The following is a 17,667-nucleotide window of genomic DNA, read 5'->3' as shown; positions in this document are numbered from 1 at the left end:
ATTTCTGAACCTAAATTTACAAATCGTTTTGCTTGATGAGTTAGATTTTCGACGAAAAGATGTTTTTTTAAGGTAAACTCAGACTTCCTGTGCTTGTTGGTGTGCCTCATTGATACTGGCGTTAAGCTCAAATCCAACCAACAGGATCAAGGACATTAAATAAAAAAGAAGCAGAATAACCAGCAGAGTTCCGATGGAACCATAAAGTTTGTTGTACTGCCCGAAGTTGGTGATGTAATAACTGAAACCGATCATCACAAAAATACTTAAAAAAGTGGCTAGTGTTCCTCCTGGAGAAATGAAACGCCACTTGGTTTTCTTGGCCGGAGCAAAATAGTACAGAAAAGCAAAGGCAAAGAAAAATAAGGTGACGGTGATAATCCATTTTCCGAAAGTGAGCAGATAGTAGGTGAACTTGTCATTCAAAAAACCCACTTTTAGCATGTAATCAATTGCAAATTGACCTCCCGTAATTAAGGCAATGGAAAGCGTAATTAAAATGGAGAGAATAAATAAAAGCACCACTGCTGTTATCCGTTGACTTAGCCAACTCCGCCTTTTAAAGGTGTGTAGCGAGCCGTCAAAGGCGCTCATCATGCTAGCCAGACCATTGGTTGAAAAAATAAGAGCCATAAAAAAACCAAGTGACAATAGGTCTCCCCGCTGACGGGTTAAAATATCCTGAATGGTTTCTTCCACGGTCGAAAAGGCATCGGGAGGAAGAAATTCCTGAATCAGGAAAAATAATTCCTGCTGAAAATTCTTGATTGGGATGTATGGAATTAGGGTAAACAGGAAAATAATGGCCGGGAAAAGTGCCAGAAAAAAACTAAAAGCAATTGCCGAAGCTCTGGTGGTGATGGATCCGTTGACAATACTGTGCCAAAAAAAGAGCCCAACATCATAAAGCGCAATATCATCAAAACCAGGCAAACTCGCCTTTCGGGCCCAAATTAAAAGCCGTTGAAAGAAGCGCTTAATTTTATGCCTCCGTTTGCTGATGTTCATTCAGCTTACTGTTTTTCAATTCGTAACTGGTGAATATATACTTGTGATCCTTTTTCTTTCAATAAAAAATACACTCTGTAAACGCCGGATTGGGTTGTCAGGTTTCCAATGGCGTAACGCGCACCTTCTTTTCCTCCTTGGTGAATAATTGCAAAACGCTGTGCTGTGTTGGATGAAAAGAAGTTGGCAACAATTTGTTTTGCCTGATCTTTGCTGTAAACATCATCTTTTTCGAGAACGACTAACTCAATATTATCGTTAAAATAGTTTGACAAGGTTGAGGCATTTCCTGTTTTCAGGCTTAATATCACTTCGTCAGGAACTTGAGCAAAGCTAACAACAGTCGCAATTGTAAAAAAAAGTCCCAGTGTGATTGTTTTAATGCTTTGATTTTCCATTGTTTATCAATTTTAATGCGTTGTTTGTATGCATAAATTGTACCAAATAAGATTATGCATATAACACGCTATATAACTTTGTAAAGTTAACAAATTTAAGATTGTATCTATCAAGTAATGGTCGGCTTGATTTTTTGTTGTCGTAATGATACAAACTTTTCAGTAAGAATGCTGATATTTATAGATTACATTTTTAGAGTGAAAAAAAACAGAACGTTGTTTTAAAAGAGAATAGAGTGAAGATTAAATTGATTGTAATTGGAAAAACTGACCAGCCTTATTTGCAAAAGGGAATTGAAATTTATCATCAGCGAATCCCTCATTACCTTCCGTTCGATTATTTGGTGATTCCGGATATAAAAAATACAAGAAAGTTGTCGGAAGATCAGCAAAAAGAAAAGGAGGGGGGCCTGATTCTCGATCAGTTGAAGGCTGGCGATGAGTTGATTTTGCTCGATGAAAAGGGGAAAACTTTTCGATCAACTGAATTTGCACGATTTTTGGAGAAGAAGATGCTTGGTGGAGTTAAGAACCTTGTTTTTGTCATCGGAGGACCTTATGGATTCTCGGATACAGTATATCAAAAAGCCACTGGTAAAGTAAGCTTGTCAAAAATGACCTTTTCTCATCAGCTGATTCGATTGATTTTTAGCGAGCAACTGTACCGAGGGTTGACGATTTTGAAAGGCGAGCCATACCATCACGAATAGTTGCATTGAAACTGATTTATGAGATACAACACAAAATATAATTACCTGTTTTTTTCGCTTTTGTTATTTGTCGGGGCCTTTTTCTTGGAACACCATGTGTTGTATCATAATCCGGAAGTTAAGTTGGTGCAGACTTTTGAAAAGAAACTGCATGATCAAAAAGATATTTTAAATGCTCAGTTGGATGAAATTGAGCAAACGCTGAACAACCCTGATTTTGATGGCCATTTTCAGAATGCATTTATCGATTATTCAACCATTTTCCATGATCAAGGACTTGGGTTTGTTATTTTGAAAGGCGACCAGTTGCTGTATTGGTCACATAATCATTTTGCATTTACCAGCCGCTATTCAAGCAAAATGAAAGACCAGCAGTTGCTGGCTCTGCCAAATGGCACCTACTTGGGACTCAACCGTAAAGTGGATTCTTTGAATGTCGTTGGACTAATTCAAATCAAGGATGTGTTCAGCATTGAAAATCAATTTATAAACAATCAATTTGTCAAACCATTTGATTTGCCGGATGGATTTGTTATTCAGCGTGAAAAGTCAGATTATAACCTGCCTGTTCGCGATGAGAATGGGAATTACCTGTTTTCGGTTATGCCGACAGGGAAAATAAAATGTAGCGTTGATCAGCTTTATTTTCCGGCATTCGTATTCGTGCTGGCTTTTATGTTTCTACTGGTCTTTGTCCGAAGGTTTTTCAAACTATTTCGGCACGAGAATTTTGTAGCCCGTGTTATTGTTTTGGGCTTATCGCTTATCGGGTTCTATTGGATTCATATTTTGTTTCGTATTCCCGAGTTTTTATATGCGTTCGATTTATTTGGGCCATCGCTGTACGCTTATTCTTTTTGGCTTCCGTCTTTGGGCGATTTACTCATTTTTGCCATCCTGTTTTTCTTTTGGAGCATGAATTTTGTGAAAGATTTTTCGTACTCCAAAAATGCCAAATGGACTGAACTTCTTACTGTATATTCCTTTAGTTTGTTTGTTTACCTTCTTGCCAATTACCTGATTAAAAACCTGATTGAAAATAGTAGTATTTCGTTTCAGCTGAACCAAATTGACGATATTAACCTGGATAGCGTTATCGGATATTTCATTGTAGCGCTACTTTTCTTTTCTGCTTTTTTAATCAATTTAAAGATCGTAGAACTAAGTGGTCGATATATTTCTAAAAAACGTTTTTTACAGATTCATCTGCTGCTAATTATCATTAGTGTTAGCTCGGCTATTGTTGCAGGAAATGGTTACGTGTACATGGTTAGTTTGTTTTTGCTGACCAATTTTTCGGTCTTTGCCTTGCAGAATACCCAGTTTGAGCGGTATTCACTTTCTTATCTGATTTATTTTGTTTCGCTTTTTGCATTTTTCACCCTGATTACTATCCAGCATTACAGCGAGATTCGGCGGATTGAAAGCCAGAAGTTGATGAGTATAACTCTGAACTCGGAGCATGATCCTGCTGCAGAGATCTTTTTAACAGAGATTTACGAAGAGTTGAGTGTTGATTCGGTAATTCCGTATCTATTGTCGACGACCTATCAAGAGCTGGAGAGTTATATTGAACGCCAGTATTTTGGTGGTTATTTTCGAAAATATGACGTGGATATCATTCTATGTCGTGGCTCGGATAGCTTACTGGTTGAACCCGATAATCAATGGGTTCCCTGTTTCCCGTTTTTTGAAAATATGATTGATGAATCGGGTATTCAGATTCCGGGTACCGATTTTTACTTTATGGATAATCTGAATGGTCGGATTTCCTATATGGGAAAAATTTTCTATCCACTATCTGCCGATTCGTTGGGTACGTCTATCTTCTTTGAGCTTAATTCGCGTTTGCTACCCGAGGGAGCGGGTTTTCCTGAGCTTTTGCTGGATCAATCGATGACCAAACCAGACCGCTATCGACATTTTTCATATTCAAAATATTTCGACAAAGAGTTGGTGCATTTAAGTGGCGACTACCAGTACAATTATTACATCGACAGTTACGATATTGAGAGCGATAGTGGTGAGTTTACTCTCAAGAAATGGGATGGTTACGATCATCTGATTCATAAATTGGGACATAACAACTACATCATTGTCAGCGGTAAATCATTTGAATTGCTGGATTACTTAATTTCCTTCCCTTACCTTTTTGTTTTTTACTTTCTGTTCATTTTGGTGGTGGTGTTTGGTGGCAATCCGGCCTACCGGAAAAAGGCGATGATCTACGACCTGAAGTTTAAAATACAGGCATCCATCATTACTGTTGTGTTAGTTTCGTTGATGGTCGTTGCCGGGGGAACAATTTTTTATAATATTCAACAATATGAAGAAAAGCATCAGGATGATCTGAATGAAAAGATGAAATCAATTGCTGAAGAGATTGATATGCGATTGAATAATGTGGATGAGATATCGCCGGAGCTGGTCGATTGGCTATGGCGGGAACTGAATAAACTGTCCATTGTTTTTCGAACCGACATCAATATCTTCGGAATGAATGGAGAATTAATTGCTTCTTCGCGACCCGAGATTTATTTGCGAGGCATTATTTCGAACCGGATTAATACAGAAGCTTTTTATGAATTGATTGAGAATTACCAGGTCAACTATTCGCAGCCTGAAAAGATTGGCAAGTTGTCTTATTTGTCAGTTTATGAGCCAATAATAAACAATCGTGGCGACTACCTCGGTTTTATCAACTTGCCCTATTTTTCGAGGGGCGATGAGTTGAAGCAGGAGATTTCTACTTTTATTGTGGCATTCATTAACCTGTATGTTTTACTGTTTTTGGCAAGTGTGATTGTTGCCGTATTGCTGGCCAACCAAATTACTCGTCCGTTGAGTCTGGTTCGCGAAAAACTCAAAGGAATTCAACTGGTTAAAAAGAACGAACAAATCAGCTATAATCGTGATGATGAAATTGGAGCCCTGATTAAGGAATACAATCGTAAAGTGGAAGAATTGGCCGAGAGTGCGGATTTACTGGCTCGGAGTGAGCGTGAGTTGGCTTGGCGTGAAATGGCGAAGCAAATTGCACATGAAATAAAAAATCCGCTAACACCAATGAAGCTGAATATTCAATATTTACAGCGAGCTAAAGACAGTAAGGGTGAGCACTTTGACGACTATTTTGACCGGGTAACACGCACGCTGATCGAGCAAATTGATACGTTGTCAGATATTGCCACCGAGTTCTCAAACTTTGCCAAAATGCCAAAGGCCAGGAATGAAGCGTTCGATTTAGCCAATCAGTTAATTAATGTTACCGAGTTGTTTCAATCGAATACGGAGATCGATTTCTCAATGGAGTTTGAGGAAAAAGGACAGTTTCTTGTTTATGCCGACCATGAGCAAATTTCCAGAGCGGTGGTCAACCTGATAAAAAATGCCATTCAGTCAATTCCAGCTAAACGTCGGGGGCAGGTAAAAGTGGTACTTACCAAACGAAAAAAGAACGCTGTAGTTGCCGTAGAGGACAATGGGTGTGGTATTCCTGAAAATATTCGCCAACAAATGTTTCAGCCCAATTTTACAACTAAAAGCAGCGGGATGGGTTTAGGGTTGGCAATTGTCAAAAAAATTATTGAAAATGCGAAAGGAACAATTTGGTTCGAAACCGAATTGGATGAAGGCACCACTTTTTATATTGAACTGCCACTTTTTGAAGAAGATTAATGATTTGGAAGCCTGATCTTACCATGTGCTGCCATTCCGCAATAATTCGATAGAAAGCTGGTTTAAAAAATGGCAGCTTTTGAATTCAATTGCCTTTGGTGTTGCATAATTATTTACCGAATCAACTTATTCTAGCACTACAATGCGTTCGATTTTTTCAGAAGCTGCTAACCCATTGGGGTTGCACCCGGGGTTTCCTTCCGGAATATCAATTCCCAACTGTTGATAATAGGATACCCAGGTTGGTGCAAATCTTCCGGTTTCAGGATTTTTAAAAGTCATGGGGTTGAGCTGGAAAATAGAATCCTGAGCAAAAGCCAGGTAGATAAATTCGGAGCAATAGTGGCTGGTGTCAGACAGTAAATAACTAAAGTTGTATGGTTTTCCAAGCAAGCTGCTGGCTTTGTCTATCGCTGCCGGAATCGCTTCTTGATACGCTGTTTTTAACCGATAAACGGTTACTTGCGTTGAATCACCTTCAGGGTGGGAGAACTCATTCAGACTCACTTTACAGGTGCCCCCAATAGGACTGGCGTGAAGCACGTAAACCGAGTCTTTCTCAACAACTGCCAAGCCAATATGCGAAAAGTGCGTATGTTTTTCGGTTTGCGTTACTTTGTCAATGGCTTTCGACAGACCGTTCGACATTGTTTCACGAAATAGCAAGTCTCCGGTTCTGATAATTTCCGAGGAATAATTCTGGGCTTTGGATGTTGCTCCTGTGGTTAGGATTAGCATTGCTATTAATTGTGTTTTGATCGATTTTAAGAACATGTTGAACGGATATTTAAGGTTCAATTTTTCCACGCCATTTTTTCTTCTCACCAGTTTGTTTTTTCTTATTGATGCGTTTTTCAATCGATGATCGGGTAGGCTTGGTGGCTTTCCGTTTTTTAACCGGGCGCAGTGCTTTTTGTAAGGTTGAATAAAATTTTTCAGTTGCAATTTCCTTGTTTCGAAGTTGTGAACGATCTTGCTGGCTGACGATGATTAGGTCGCCATCATTGGTGAGTTTTTTGCTTAATTTCTTAAGCAAAATTTCTTTTTGACTTTCACGTAACAGTTGCGAGTTGCTAATATTGAACCGTAATTCAACACGAGTATCGACCTTGTTAACATGCTGTCCTCCGGGGCCACTGCTTCTGGAGGTGCGAAACGATAGCTCGCTACTCAAGTCAGGAATATATGTGGAGTAACTGGTCATAAAAGCATAAGTTGGCCGAAAAGCTGGTGTTGAAAACGAAGCTTATTTCCCCATTTTAAACAGTAGCTCTTTTTCTTCTTTTGTTAGCGAATCGTAACCTGATTTACTTATTTTTTCCAATACGTGGTTGATTTCTTCCTGCTTCAGGTTTCGCTGGCGATTGTATTCAATATCGTCGGTGGGTTTACCTTTGTAGGTTACTTTTATCTTTTGTTTTGGGGTGAAAATTTTGGCTCCTTTGTCGATAACTGTGGAGACGATGTTTGTCAGGTCTTTGTTTTTTCGATATTGCAAAACAAAAATCACACCCAGCAAAGCACCTCCGATGTGAGCAATATTTCCACCTGAGTTTGATGAGGCTATTCCGATCACATACATAGCAATAGAAACCAGTGCCACATATTTCATTTTAACCGGACCAATAAACATCAGGTTGATGGTGTGATTTGGAGCCCACATGGCCACTGCAATAACAATAGCAATAACCGAAGCTGATGCGCCAAGCAATCGAGAAAATACAACCATATCCGAAAAAGCCGGGAACAAGTTGTAAGCAGCCAGAAAAAAGAGCCCCCCGGCTAAACCACCCAAAATATAGACTCCTAATAATTGCTTTTCGGTAAAATAAAATAGAAAAAGTTTGCCAAGCCAATACAGCCAGAGAATATTAAATAGAATATGGAAGAAATCGAAGTGAAGGAACATGTAGGTAACCAAGGTCCAGGGTTTGTACGCCAATTGATGGATGTCGGCCGGTAAAGCCAGCCAGCTAACCAACGAAAGATCCTGGTTCAGTAAAAAGAAAAACACGTTAATGATCCGAATGAACAAGAAAACGGCAATATTCACATAGATCAGGCGCGTTAGTATCGACCCTTTTTTAAATGATTCTTTTATTTCATCTACAATACTCATGGCTCGGACTAATAGAAGTTATTACTGTTTTTATTCCAATAGCGAATAAGCAGATACCCAAAAAGCATACCTCCCAAGTGGGCAAAGTGAGCAACATTGCTTCCCGGGCGAGACAGTCCAAGATACAGCTCAATCAAACCGTAGCCAATCACAAAATACTTTGCTTTAATCGGGATGGGAGGAAAAAGTAACATCAACTGGGTATTGGGGAATAGCATTCCAAAGCCAAGCAGGACACCAAATACTGCACCGGATGCACCAACAGTCGGAACGTTCAGCAGTAGATTGAGTTTGCCCATCAGTGGATCAGTATAGTTTTTCCCTTGCATCCAAATATCGCCCCCGTTCTGCATGACAAGGTCAATCTTTTCCGGAGTCATTTGTGAAACCACTGACTGATATTCAATCCAATTGACAAAAGTGTGCAAAACAGCGGCACCCAATCCGGTCGCAAAATAGTAAATGAAAAATCGTTTCGGCCCCCAAACACTTTCCAAAATTCGCCCAAACATCCAAAGTGCAAACATATTAAACAAGAGGTGTGTAAAACCTCCATGCATAAACATGTGGGTAACAATCTGGTACGGCTCAAATTTGGGTGAAGCAATGTAGTGCAGGCCGAGTATGCCTGAAAAATTAATGCCTCGCATGCTCAAGATGTAAGTTGCCAAAAGCATTAGCACATTGATGATGATCAGGTTTTTAACAACCGGAGGTATGGAGCTTAAATTGGGTCTGAAATTCTGCATATCTGAAAAATTTAGATGGTGACTGCAAGAGCCACGCCAAACATTGTTTTCAATACAAAGTAACAATACAAAGGACAAATTGTCACTTCAAAAGTTTTTCAAAATGTTCCAACGGCATAATTGTTAACACTTGTTTGCCTGTTGGCGAAAAATTTGGTGTTGAGCAGGCGAATAATTGGTCGATTAATTGATTGATTTCTTCCTGTTTCATGGTGTAGCCATACGAAACCGCAGAAGCGCCAGCTAAAGATGCTGCAACTTTTTCCCGGGCTTTTTCTTTAAAGTTGGTCGCCGAACTTTTTATATCTTCCAACAGGCTCTCAATAATCTCCAAAGGCGACGAATTATCAAGCATGCCAGGTGTTCCATTGATAATGAAACTGTTATTGCCAAAGTCACGGATATCGAAGCCCAGCGCTTTCAGGTCATCTAACACCGAGCGAAGCGTTTCAGCATCGGCGGCATTCAAATCAAACGTATGGGGAAAAAGTTGTTGCTGACTAACGGTTTCTTCACTTTCAAGAATCGCCATGAAGTTCTCAAAAAGAATCCGTTCGTGAGCACGCTTTTGGTCAATAACCATTAATCCTGATTTGACAGGAGTTAGAATGTATTTATTTTTAAACTGGATGAACGTTTTTCCACTGTACTGTTCTTCATGTTTGATTTCCAGTGTTCTGCTTGCTTGTTCTTCTGGCTGAGTGATCGGAAAATTGAATGACTCTTCCTCTTGCTCATCCGTATTAAAATCACGGTATAATTTTTCCCAATGCTGCGACTGGCTTTTCTGATTGGTTGAGCCTGACGAAAACGAAGACCCTCCGGAAAATTTCTTTTCCTCTTCAAACGGATTATAAGTAGGATCGATCTCAATCTTAGGTGGTTCAACTGACTCGGAGCTTTTTCGTGCAATTGGAATATCAATGCTTCCGGCCTGATCAAAATCGATAGATGGCACCACATTATATTTTCCTAGTGATTCACGAACCGTTGCTTTAATCATCTGCCAAATTGCAGATTCACTTTCAAATTTTATTTCCGTTTTCGTTGGATGAATGTTGATGTCAATATCTTCCGGCTTTACTTCAAAAAATAAAAAGTAAGAAGGAATTCCGTCTGGTGGTAATATTTTTTCGTAAGCCTGCATTACCGCCCGGTGAAAAAACGGATGGCGCATGTAACGCTTGTTGACAAAGAAGAACTGTTCTCCAAAGGTTTTTCGGGCGTGCTTGGGTTGTCCAATGTAGCCGGAAATTTTCACCAAACTGGTGTCGGTGTTTACCGGAATTAGGTTTTGAGCACTGTTTTTTCCAAATAAAGCAACAATGCGTTTTTTGATGTTGCCTTGTCCCAACTCGTAAACCGTTTGCTGATTGTGAATCAACGAAAAAGATATTTCGGGGCTGGCTAAGGCCACCCGTTGAATTTCATTGATAATGTGCTTGAGCTCTGTGGCGTTCGATTTCAGGAATTTGCGTCGTGCAGGAACATTGAAAAATAAGTTTTTCACCATGAAATTTGTTCCGCAGCTGCAACGCGTGGCTTCTTGCTTAATTACTTTTGACCCGTTGATGTGAATCAAGGTGCCAATTTCCTGATCGTGCTGTTGTGTGTGCAGTTCAACATCCGCAATTGCTGCAATGGAGGCCAGTGCTTCACCACGAAAACCCATCGTACGGATGGCAAACAAATCGTTGGCTTCTTTAATTTTAGATGTGGCGTGACGCTCAAACGCCATACGGGCATCAGTGTCCGACATTCCACAGCCATTATCGCTTACCTGAATTAAGGTGCGGCCGGCATCTTTTAAGTTGATTTTGATTTGCGATGCCCCGGCATCAATCGCGTTTTCGACTAACTCTTTGACTACTGACGCAGGACGTTGAATAACCTCTCCTGCAGCGATTTGGTTGGCAACTGAATCGGGGAGTAGTTGAATGATATCTGACACAGAAAATTATTAAAATTTAAAAAACAGGTATACGGCAATCGATAAAACAATAACAAACGTAATTAAACGGGTATTGTAATTGCGGCGAGCATCTGATGACGTTTTTGATGATTCACCCATTGCTCTTCTGAATTGTCCGCGAATGTTTGCCCGGTAGTTCGGGTCAAATTCTTTTTTCTCATGAATCCCCATTTCTTTCTTGATTCTGTCTTCACGTTCTCGCATCTCTTCCTTTTCCGGATCGTAATACCGATATGGTATGCTGAAACGGCGGTGGCTGGGCATATGAAAAAATTTCCCGATCATGGCTTGTCAAATATTGATTGATCTACAAAAATACAAAAACCAAGCCAGATGGTGAAAGGGAATTCGTTAAAAGTCCTAAATGATGCTAAACTCACTTTTTGGGTTTGTGTTTAGTTTAGTTTACCACCGCATTTTTTGCAAAACGCGGCGTCGTTATCATGCTTGTCTTGCAGGCAATGCGGACAAACCTGAGTGTTGGTACTCTTGGCCGGCTTCATCATTTCAGCCGTAACAATGCCGGTTGGTACTGCGATAATGGCATAGCCGGCAATCATCACAGCGCTTGCCAGTAATTGGCCAAGTGGCGTTTGAGGTGAAATGTCGCCATAACCAACAGTGGTCATGGTAACAATGGCCCAGTAAATACTCGAAGGAATGCTTACATAGCCATGTTCCGGACCTTCAATCAGGTACATTAATGTGCCGACGATCACCACAAGATTAATGACAAAGAAAAGAAAGACGAATATTTTCTCGCGGCTTGCCCAGAGTGCTTTTGATAAATTATTTCCCGCGATGGTGTATCGGTTCAGCTTCAGGATACGAAAAACGCGAAGCAACCGCAATGCACGAATAACCACTAAACTTTGGCTTCCAACAAAAACTAAACTCAAATAGGTTGGTATCACCGACAGTAAATCGATGATGCCATAGAAACTGAAAATGTATCTGAACGGTTTCTTAACCACGAGTATTCGCAGGACATATTCAATTGAAAAGATAATTGTAATGACCCACTCCATAATGCGGAGCAAACTTCGGTGCTGACTATTGATTGATGGAACACTTTCAATGATAACCAGTGCAATGCTGATTAAAATGGTAAACAGTAAAGCCACATCAAAAACCTTTCCTTTGGGAGTGTCGGCTTCAAAGATAATTTCGTAAATTTTATTTCTGATACTGTTTTTCATAGGTTTCCTGAATGAATTCTAAAGATAGAGATTTTGCGAAATATTTGATAGCTGCAAAATGACAGAGCTTTTTTCAATCATCAGCTTGTTAATTTACAGATATCTTTGAATCTTAGTATATTGTTTGTTTGTCAGCGTTTTGAAATTCTGTCTGCATCGAAATTTAAACTCTGCGAATTTGTTATAACCTAAATGACTAGAAATGGGGAATGTGATCTTCGTATCTACTGGAGAAGTAAAAGTGTGTGACGTCAATCACCATTTAAAGTCAACAGCGATTGGCTCATGCGTCGTGGTAACTGCGTGGGATTCATTTCAGAAAATAGGAGGAATGGCTCACGTGATGTTGCCGGGAGTTGCTCCCCAAAGTAAAGAGGAGTATGCAACCAGATATGCGGCAAACGCACTTGATAATCTATTTGGTCAGCTATCACAGCTAGGGGCGAAAAAGGAAAATCTGGAAGTATGCATAATTGGCGGAGGCAATGTGCTGAAAAGAGAAAATGACACGATCTGTGAGAATAATGTAAGGTCGGTACAAGAAATTCTTGGTCATAAAGGATTTTCGATCAAAGCACTGTCGGTGGGCGGCACCTTGAGAAGATCTGCTTTTATGAATGTTTCCAGTGGCTTTGTTTATTATACCGAAGGAGATTCGGATGAGAGATTACTTTCAAATACTACCAAACTCTCAACGTAAGATTGTATCTTTAATTGAAAAGAAACAAAGCATCCGCTAAAATGAAAGAAAAACAGCAGAAAATTACTGCACTTGAGAATGAACTGGGAAAGCAGCAGAATATTGAGCGAGAGCTTAGGGCGGTCAATCAACAGTTAGATGCTGCCAACCAGCAACTTCAGGCCTCTGAGCAGCAGCTAAAAGCACTAACGGAGCAATTAACTGCAAGTGAACGGGATTTAATTGAGAAAGAAGAGATTGCCCGGTTCGCCCGCAATTATGCTGAGAATATTATTGCGACGGTACGCGAACCTTTAATCGTTCTGGATGGGAGTCTTCGTGTTGTGTCTGCAAGTCGCTCTTTTTACGACACATTTAAAACTGTTCCCCAAAAGACGGAAGGCAAGCTTTTTTATGAGCTTGATTACGGCCAGTGGAATGTTCCTGCTCTCAAGATGCTGTTGAATGACGTGCTTCCTGAAAAATCAACGATGGACAATTATGAGGTGGAACACGACTTTGAAAGAATTGGCAGAAAAATTATGTTGATTAATGCCAGAGAGTTATTGCAGGAACGGGCGAAAGACAGGTTGATTTTGTTATCCATTCAAGATGTCACCGAGAGAAGAAAGGCAGAACGGGACTTACAGAGATTGAATTCGGAATTAGAGGCTAAAACGAAGGAATTGCAACAAATCCTTTACATTACAACGCACGATTTACGTTCACCACTTGTCAATATACAAGGCTTCAATAGAGAGCTGGAAGCGTCGTTGAAAGAACTTTCAGAACTCATTAAGAATGAAAATTTGCAAGACTCAACAAAGCTAATTAGTAACCAAATTTTAGATGAAGAGATACCAGAGGCTATGCATTTTATTACTACCAGCGCTGGCAAAATGGATGCCTTGCTAACAGGGCTTCTCTCCCTTTCGCGTTTGGGGCGGCAAAAGATCGCTCTTAGTTTGTTGGATATGAATAAGTTAATGGAGGAGGTTGTTGAGAATTATAAATATAAAATAAGAGAAAGTCAGATTGAGATTGATGTTTCTGATTTACCCCAATGCCAAGGAGATGAACTTCAAATTAATCAGTTATTCTCCAATCTGATTGATAATGCGATGAAATTTTTTGATTCGAAAAGACCTGGTAAAATCAACATTTCTGGAGAAAAGGAAAATGGATTTATTAAATACACCGTTGAAGACAATGGAATAGGAATTCATCCGGATCACCAGGAAAAGGTTTTCGAATTATTTCATAAACTCAACCCGCAAACGTCAGGTATTGGTCTGGGAATGAGTATTGTGAAACAGATTGTTGAAAAACATAAAGGCAAAATTATACTTGAATCGACAGTCGGTATTGGAACAAAATTTATTATCTTGTTACCAAAAGTATAGATAAGCCAAATGCATTAAGTAAAACTCACCTTATATAACACGATGAAAAAGGAACTAACAATTATTCTTGCCGAGGATGACGAAGGCCATGCTACGCTAATTCGACGAAATCTGAAGCGGTCAGGTTTAATGAACAAAATTATTCATTTTAAAGATGGAGAGGAAACGCTAGACTACCTGTTTCAAACCAAAGAAAAAAAGGATGGAATTCCCTCGCTATTATTATTAGATATCAACATGCCTAAAATTGATGGTGTCGAAGTGTTGCGCCGAGTTAAAGAGGACCCGGACTTAAAAAGGATGCCGGTAATCATGATCACAACTACTGATGACCCGAGAGAAATTACTAAATGCCATGAGCTGGGGTGCAGCAATTATATTAGTAAACCAATCGATTATGACAAATTTGTTGACGCCATTAGAAAGCTGGGGTTGTTTTTGCTAATTGTTGAAATACCCGATGTTAATAAGCCGATGGATTAATTTGAATTCAGCTATTATCGGTTCTTCAATGTAATGTAGAATATGAAAAAGGAGAATCAAAACATATAAAATATGCGAACATGAGTAACGCGGGGAACGATGGGGGAGTTGTAGATAGTGACGGTTGGAGATTATTCAAAATCATTGTTATTGAAGACGATGAAGGGTTGAATCATTTAATACAAAAAAGACTCAAACGAGAAGGTTTTCAAACAGGTTTTGCTCTTAGTGGAAAGGAAGCTATTGATAAAATAACCGGAGCCGGTAACGAATTGTTGCTTATTGACTATAAGCTGCCGGACATGAACGGAATGCAGCTTGCTGAACGTTTAAAACAAAAGTTGCCGCAAATCCCAGATTTTATTGTCATGACCGGTTATGGCGATGAGCGGATTGCTGTTGACATGATGAAATTAGGAGCCCGTGAGTACCTAATAAAGGAAGCAGATTTTACGACTATTCTACCCGAAAAAGTCAAACGTATTTGTGTTGATATTGAAAAGCACAGGAAACTTGCCGAAACAGAAGAAGAATTAGAACGGAGCCGAGAACTTTTAACCGAAATTGGAAGAATGGCTCAGATTGGGGCATGGGAACTGGATTTGTTTTCAAACAGGGTTTCTTGGACCGAGATAACAAAAGAAATTCATGAAGTCCCGAAGGACTTTACACCAATACTGGAAGAAGCACTTGATTTTTACCCCAAAGAATCTCGCAGTATTGTTGAAAAGGCTATTCGTGATGCGATCGATAAAGGGATAGATTTCGATCTCGAAATTCCTTTGATCACTGCCAAAGGAAGACAAATATGGACCCATTCAATCGGGAAGCCATTGATGAAAGATGGAAAATGTGTTCGGTTACGGGGTACCTTTCAAGATATAACAGCGCGAAAAATTGCCGAAGAAGAGATTAAAAAGAGCGAGTCAAGGCTGAAGAGAACCGAGGAACTTGCGAAAATTGGCAGTTGGGACTGGGATGTTGCGACCGATACCGTGACTTGGTCTGATGAATTGTTCCGTATTTTTCAACTCGATCCCAAAGACGGTGCACCATCGTTTGCAGAACACTCCAAAATGTATTCGGAAGAAAGCTTAAAACTGCTTACCAGGGCAGTTGAAAAAGCTGTTGCCGAAGGAATATCTTATCATCTGGATCTTATTCTTATTCGGAGCAGTGGGGAGAGTCTAAATTGTGCAGTTAAAGGATATGCAAAAAAAGATATATCTGGAAAGGTAATTGGACTTTATGGATCGTTTCAAGACATTACCGAACGAAAGGAACATGAAAAGAAATTGGTTAAATTGAACGGTCAACTTTCGCTGGCACAAAATATCGCTAAGTTGGGCTACTGGAGTTTTGATGTTAAAAGTCAGATACCCAGTTGGACCGATGAGGTTTTTGAGATGTATGCTGTACCTAAAGAAAACGGAGAGCCAAACTACTTTGAACAAAAGAAATTTGTCCACCCTGATGACTGGGCGTATTTTGACAATGCAGTACAAAAGTTAATAGAAGAGGAAGTCCCTTATGATATCCAAATCAGGTTAGTGCATCGTGATAATAAAATAGTATGGATCAGGATAAAAGGATTTTGTAGAAAAGATGAGCGTGGAGAAGTTAATGAATTGTACGGGGTTGTTCAGGATATCACAGATTACAAAAAGGTGGAAAAACAGCTAGTCGATCAAAAGTTGCTTTTTGAAACCATGTTTAATGCTATTGAAGATGGCATCATTGTCTCCGATACATCGCGAAAAATTATACTTGCAAATAAAGGAATAAAAACAACCTTTGGCTATAGCCCGGAAGAAATAATTGGGAAAACCACCAAGATACTTTATGCCGATGAGCAAAAATATAAAGAAGCCGGAACAATGGTTTTTGGAAAAAATGCGAAAAGTCAGGATCAATTTTTTGTCACCGACTTTAAAGACAAAAATAACCTTGTCTTTCCGGGGGAGACTTTTGGAAGAAAACTATTTAATACAGAAGGAGAATGGATCGGGAACCTCGGAATGATGCGCAATGTGACTGAAAGACTGGCGGTTGTGGAAGAACTAAGAAGAGCTAAAGAGAAAGCCGAAGAATCGGATCGGTTAAAATCTGCATTTTTGGCTAATATGAGCCACGAAATCCGAACACCGATGAATGGTATTTTGGGTTTCACAAGCTTACTTCAGGATCCGGAGTTGTCGGGTGAAGACCAAAAGCAATTCCTGGATATTATCATGCAAAGTGGAAATAGGCTACTTGAAACAGTTAATGATTTGATGGATATTGCGAAAATTGAAACCGGGCTGATGGACGTGTCGCTTGAGGAAATGAACGTGAAAAAGGAAATCAATCAATTATATGATTTCTTTACCGAGGAAGCAAACCGAAAAGGATTAAAGCTGATGTGTACTTGTCTGCTGAGCAGCGATGAAGAAATTATCGAAACGGACATCAAAAAGTTTATTTCAATAACTACCAACCTAATAAAGAATGCCATTAAATATACGAAAGCGGGATCCATCGAAATTAAAATTGAAAAGAAGGATGGAAAGCTAATTTGCCAGGTGATAGATACGGGTATTGGTATTCCATGTGAAAAACAACAAGCTATTTTTGAGCGTTTTATCCAAGGCGATATTGCAACCAAAAGAGCATATGAGGGATCTGGTTTAGGCTTGGCTATCGCTAAGGCATATGTACAGATGTTGAATGGAGAAATTGGAGTAAAGTCGGAGGAAGATAAAGGCTCAACTTTTTATTTTTCCATCCCACTAAAAAATTCTAAAATAAAAGATAATCAAACAAAAGACAATACGTTGGCAGCAATGTCAGGAACGGATAACAAAAACTTGAAAATTCTAATTGCTGAAGATGATCTTGCGAGCTATCAATATCTGAGCATTTTATTAAAAAGTTTTTCAACGGAAATTATCCATGCCACTACTGGTGTTCAAACGATTGAGCTCGTTAATAATAACCCCGATATTGATCTGATTATGATGGATATTCAGATGCCTGAAAAAAACGGATATGAAGCCACAAAGGAAATAAGAGAATTCAATAAAGACGTAGTCATTGTTGCGCAAACAGCATTTGCGATGGAGGGAGATCGAGAAAAAGCTCTTGCTGCAGGATGTAATGATTACATTTCTAAGCCCATTAAAAGAGATGTGCTGGTTGATTTAATTCATCAACTCTTCTAATACTTAATCCTCAATAAATGGCCAGCTTGGACAATATTGTATTTTCTACCTTTGCAATTTTTTGATTAG

At 39.5% G+C, this 17,667-nt stretch carries 15 protein-coding genes; 6 read left to right on the top strand and 9 right to left on the bottom strand.

From position 1 onward, the window contains the following. Positions 1-78: 78 nt before the first annotated feature. Positions 79-1,008, bottom strand: a complete 930-nt coding sequence (locus GR929_RS17710) for a YihY/virulence factor BrkB family protein (protein ID WP_159522305.1) — start codon at positions 1,006-1,008, stop codon at positions 79-81. Positions 1,009-1,013: 5 nt separating this feature from the next. Beyond that, positions 1,014-1,406 (bottom strand): DUF4783 domain-containing protein, encoded by a 393-nt coding sequence (locus GR929_RS17705; protein WP_159522303.1) that lies wholly within the window; start codon positions 1,404-1,406, stop codon positions 1,014-1,016. Positions 1,407-1,642: 236 nt separating this feature from the next. Between GR929_RS17705 and rlmH the strand changes: the two genes are divergently transcribed. Continuing rightward, positions 1,643-2,116 carry a 23S rRNA (pseudouridine(1915)-N(3))-methyltransferase RlmH gene (gene rlmH / locus GR929_RS17700; protein ID WP_159522301.1) on the top strand — a complete coding sequence of 158 codons (474 nt, stop codon included), beginning with the start codon at positions 1,643-1,645 and terminating at the stop codon, positions 2,114-2,116. 18 nt (positions 2,117-2,134) lie between these two features. Then, positions 2,135-5,794, top strand: a complete 3,660-nt coding sequence (locus GR929_RS17695) for a sensor histidine kinase (RefSeq protein ID WP_159522299.1) — start codon at positions 2,135-2,137, stop codon at positions 5,792-5,794. A gap of 126 nt (positions 5,795-5,920) precedes the next feature. Here GR929_RS17695 and GR929_RS17690 read toward each other — a convergent pair whose 3' ends face one another. From GR929_RS17690 to GR929_RS17660, 7 genes are all read right to left on the bottom strand, one after another. Then, the gene (locus GR929_RS17690; RefSeq protein ID WP_201301054.1) at positions 5,921-6,619 is read right to left on the bottom strand and encodes a YiiX/YebB-like N1pC/P60 family cysteine hydrolase; all 699 of its coding nucleotides are present in this window, start codon (positions 6,617-6,619) and stop codon (positions 5,921-5,923) included. Beyond that, positions 6,582-6,998, bottom strand: coding sequence for an alternative ribosome rescue aminoacyl-tRNA hydrolase ArfB (gene arfB, locus GR929_RS17685; protein WP_159522297.1), 417 nt, complete (start codon positions 6,996-6,998; stop codon positions 6,582-6,584). Before arfB ends, GR929_RS17690 begins: the two co-directional genes overlap by 38 nt. 42 nt (positions 6,999-7,040) lie before the next feature. Beyond that, entirely contained in the window at positions 7,041-7,913 is an 873-nt protein-coding gene (locus GR929_RS17680; protein ID WP_159522295.1) for a rhomboid family intramembrane serine protease, read from the bottom strand. 8 nt (positions 7,914-7,921) lie between these two features. Further along, positions 7,922-8,662 (bottom strand): rhomboid family intramembrane serine protease, encoded by a 741-nt coding sequence (locus tag GR929_RS17675; protein ID WP_159522293.1) that lies wholly within the window; start codon positions 8,660-8,662, stop codon positions 7,922-7,924. Positions 8,663-8,744: 82 nt separating this feature from the next. After that, positions 8,745-10,613: a DNA mismatch repair endonuclease MutL gene (gene mutL / locus GR929_RS17670; protein ID WP_159522291.1), complete on the bottom strand. Its 1,869-nt coding sequence runs from the start codon at positions 10,611-10,613 to the stop codon at positions 8,745-8,747. 9 nt (positions 10,614-10,622) lie between these two features. Then, positions 10,623-10,919, bottom strand: a complete 297-nt coding sequence (locus tag GR929_RS17665; protein ID WP_159522289.1) for a hypothetical protein — start codon at positions 10,917-10,919, stop codon at positions 10,623-10,625. A gap of 110 nt (positions 10,920-11,029) precedes the next feature. Continuing rightward, positions 11,030-11,833 (bottom strand): ion transporter, encoded by an 804-nt coding sequence (locus GR929_RS17660; protein ID WP_159522287.1) that lies wholly within the window; start codon positions 11,831-11,833, stop codon positions 11,030-11,032. Positions 11,834-12,035: 202 nt separating this feature from the next. Between GR929_RS17660 and GR929_RS17655 the strand changes: the two genes are divergently transcribed. The 4 genes from GR929_RS17655 to GR929_RS17640 all read left to right on the top strand — a co-directional run bounded on the left by GR929_RS17655 (position 12,036) and on the right by GR929_RS17640 (position 17,598). Next, positions 12,036-12,533 carry a chemotaxis protein CheD gene (locus tag GR929_RS17655; RefSeq protein WP_159522285.1) on the top strand — a complete coding sequence of 166 codons (498 nt, stop codon included), beginning with the start codon at positions 12,036-12,038 and terminating at the stop codon, positions 12,531-12,533. A gap of 41 nt (positions 12,534-12,574) precedes the next feature. Beyond that, entirely contained in the window at positions 12,575-13,915 is a 1,341-nt protein-coding gene (locus GR929_RS17650; RefSeq protein WP_159522283.1) for a sensor histidine kinase, read from the top strand. A gap of 42 nt (positions 13,916-13,957) precedes the next feature. After that, a complete protein-coding gene (locus GR929_RS17645; protein WP_159522281.1) occupies positions 13,958-14,398 on the top strand; it encodes a response regulator in 441 nt (146 codons plus the stop codon). 80 nt (positions 14,399-14,478) lie between these two features. Beyond that, on the top strand, positions 14,479-17,598 hold the full coding sequence (locus tag GR929_RS17640) for a response regulator (protein ID WP_159522279.1): 3,120 nt from the start codon (positions 14,479-14,481) through the stop codon (positions 17,596-17,598). Positions 17,599-17,667 lie beyond the last annotated feature (69 nt).

Origin of the sequence: Sunxiuqinia indica, assembly GCF_009847015.1 — a bacterium.
Classification (GTDB): domain Bacteria; phylum Bacteroidota; class Bacteroidia; order Bacteroidales; family Prolixibacteraceae; genus Sunxiuqinia; species Sunxiuqinia indica.
This window is presented reverse-complemented; position numbering and strand designations above follow the sequence as displayed.

Bases quoted from the DNA above. Each gene is read 5' to 3' on its own strand.
- GR929_RS17710 (WP_159522305.1), bottom strand. From the start codon at position 1,008: ATGAACATCAGCAAACGGAGGCATAAAATTAAGCGCTTCTTTCAACGG.
- GR929_RS17705 (WP_159522303.1), bottom strand. From the start codon at position 1,406: ATGGAAAATCAAAGCATTAAAACAATCACACTGGGACTTTTTTTTACA.
- GR929_RS17695 (WP_159522299.1), top strand. From the start codon at position 2,135: ATGAGATACAACACAAAATATAATTACCTGTTTTTTTCGCTTTTGTTA.
- arfB (WP_159522297.1), bottom strand. From the start codon at position 6,998: ATGACCAGTTACTCCACATATATTCCTGACTTGAGTAGCGAGCTATCG.
- GR929_RS17680 (WP_159522295.1), bottom strand. From the start codon at position 7,913: ATGAGTATTGTAGATGAAATAAAAGAATCATTTAAAAAAGGGTCGATA.
- GR929_RS17675 (WP_159522293.1), bottom strand. From the start codon at position 8,662: ATGCAGAATTTCAGACCCAATTTAAGCTCCATACCTCCGGTTGTTAAA.
- GR929_RS17665 (WP_159522289.1), bottom strand. From the start codon at position 10,919: ATGATCGGGAAATTTTTTCATATGCCCAGCCACCGCCGTTTCAGCATA.
- GR929_RS17660 (WP_159522287.1), bottom strand. From the start codon at position 11,833: ATGAAAAACAGTATCAGAAATAAAATTTACGAAATTATCTTTGAAGCC.
- GR929_RS17655 (WP_159522285.1), top strand. From the start codon at position 12,036: ATGGGGAATGTGATCTTCGTATCTACTGGAGAAGTAAAAGTGTGTGAC.
- GR929_RS17650 (WP_159522283.1), top strand. From the start codon at position 12,575: ATGAAAGAAAAACAGCAGAAAATTACTGCACTTGAGAATGAACTGGGA.
- GR929_RS17645 (WP_159522281.1), top strand. From the start codon at position 13,958: ATGAAAAAGGAACTAACAATTATTCTTGCCGAGGATGACGAAGGCCAT.
- GR929_RS17640 (WP_159522279.1), top strand. From the start codon at position 14,479: ATGAGTAACGCGGGGAACGATGGGGGAGTTGTAGATAGTGACGGTTGG.